The organism is Arthrobacter sp. Y3223164 (genome assembly GCF_059091005.1).
The window spans coordinates 1-1,372 of the sequence record NZ_JBNHGF010000561.1 but is presented as its reverse complement, the minus strand read 5'-3'; the positions used below and the strand labels follow the sequence as shown (position 1 = coordinate 1,372).

Here is a 1,372-nt window from a genome sequence, read left to right as displayed (position 1 = left end):
GCGCCGCCGCAGCTCGGTCCGCACGGCGCGCAGCCCGGCGATGTCGGCGACAGGCTGCTCGGCGTACTCCAGCGAATACCCGGCCAGCCGGGTCAACGCCTCCACCGCCGCGGGCACATCCCAGCCGCCGTTGGCATCTACCCGGAGCGCAGCGTGCGGGGCTGCGGCACGCACGGCGGCGACGCGGGCCACGTCCTGGTCGATGTCCTGACCGGTTTCGGCAACCTTGATCTTCACCGTCTGCGCACCGTCGTAGCGGGCCAACACGCCGGGTACCTCCGCCGGCGCCACCGCGGGCACCGTGGCGTTGACGGGGACGCTGTCCCGGACCGGGGCCGGGAAACCCCGCCAGCCCGCCTCCACCGCGGCCGCCAGCCACGCGGCTGCTTCGTCGTCGTCGTACTCGAGAAAGGGCGAGAACTCCGCCCAGCCAGCCGGGCCCTCCAACAGCAGCACCTCGCGCCGCATCACCCCGCGGAACCGGACCTTCATCGGCAGGGACACCACGCGTGCGGTGGCGAGCAGGTCGGCGAGGTCGGGGAGCTCCGGCCGGTCGGAAAGCCCGGGAACATCGGAAATCTGGTGCGGTGTCATCACCTCCAACTGTACGGCGGCCGCCCTTCCCGGAAGCTGTCAGCATTGTGTGCGACCCTAGAATCGATGACTCCGCAGCGTTCCCGTGTCCGCTCCCGGCCCGCGCCCAGCCGTCCGGCGGCGCACGCTCCTGCCCTGTTCTGGCTGGGAGCGCTGTTGTGCGCGGGAGCCTTTGTGCTGAACTACTACGCCTTCGTCCGCACCACCACCGGGCAGTTCGCCGACGAATCGGCCTGGGCGGAGGCGGACTCCGGCTGGCGGCTGGGCCGCGGCGTTTTCCTGGACTTCCTGGATTTGCTGCCGGATATCTCCGTCGCCGTCGCGGCCGTCGTGCTGCTGGTGGCGGCCTTGGTACGACGCCGGTGGGGGCCGGCGGTGGTCGGCGTCGGCGTGGTCGCGGCGTCGGCGGCGACGACGTGGATCCTGAAGAACCTTGTTCTGGACCGGCCCGACCGCGGCGTGCCCACGCTGGAACACAATTCGCTTCCGTCGGGGCACACCACCATCGCCACCGCTGCAGCCCTGGCCATTTTCCTGGTGGTCTCGCCCCGCTGGCGCCCGTTCGCTGCGGCCGCGGGTGGTTTGTATGCGGTGCTGGCCGGTGCCGCTACCCTGATCAACGGCTGGCACCGCCCGGCGGACGTGGTGGCGGCCTTTTTGGTGGCCGGCTTTTGGGTGCTGGCCGCCGGCCCGGTCGTGCTGCGGCGCGGCAGCGACTGGAACATCTGGTCCGGCTACGGCAGCTTCTGGGCGGCGTCCGCGTGGTGGCCGCGGCTGT

2 protein-coding genes are annotated in these 1,372 nt (G+C 71.6%); one reads left to right on the top strand and one right to left on the bottom strand.

What is annotated here, in order from left to right:
- Positions 1–594, bottom strand: a 594-nt coding sequence (locus AC5RUJ_RS16395) for an enolase C-terminal domain-like protein (RefSeq protein ID WP_494156263.1), incomplete at its 3' end; no start/stop codon positions are given.
- Positions 595–660: 66 nt separating this feature from the next.
- On the opposite strand from AC5RUJ_RS16395, the gene AC5RUJ_RS16390 reads away from it, so the two are divergent.
- Positions 661–1,372, top strand: a 712-nt coding sequence (locus AC5RUJ_RS16390) for a phosphatase PAP2 family protein (RefSeq protein ID WP_494156262.1), incomplete at its 3' end; no start/stop codon positions are given.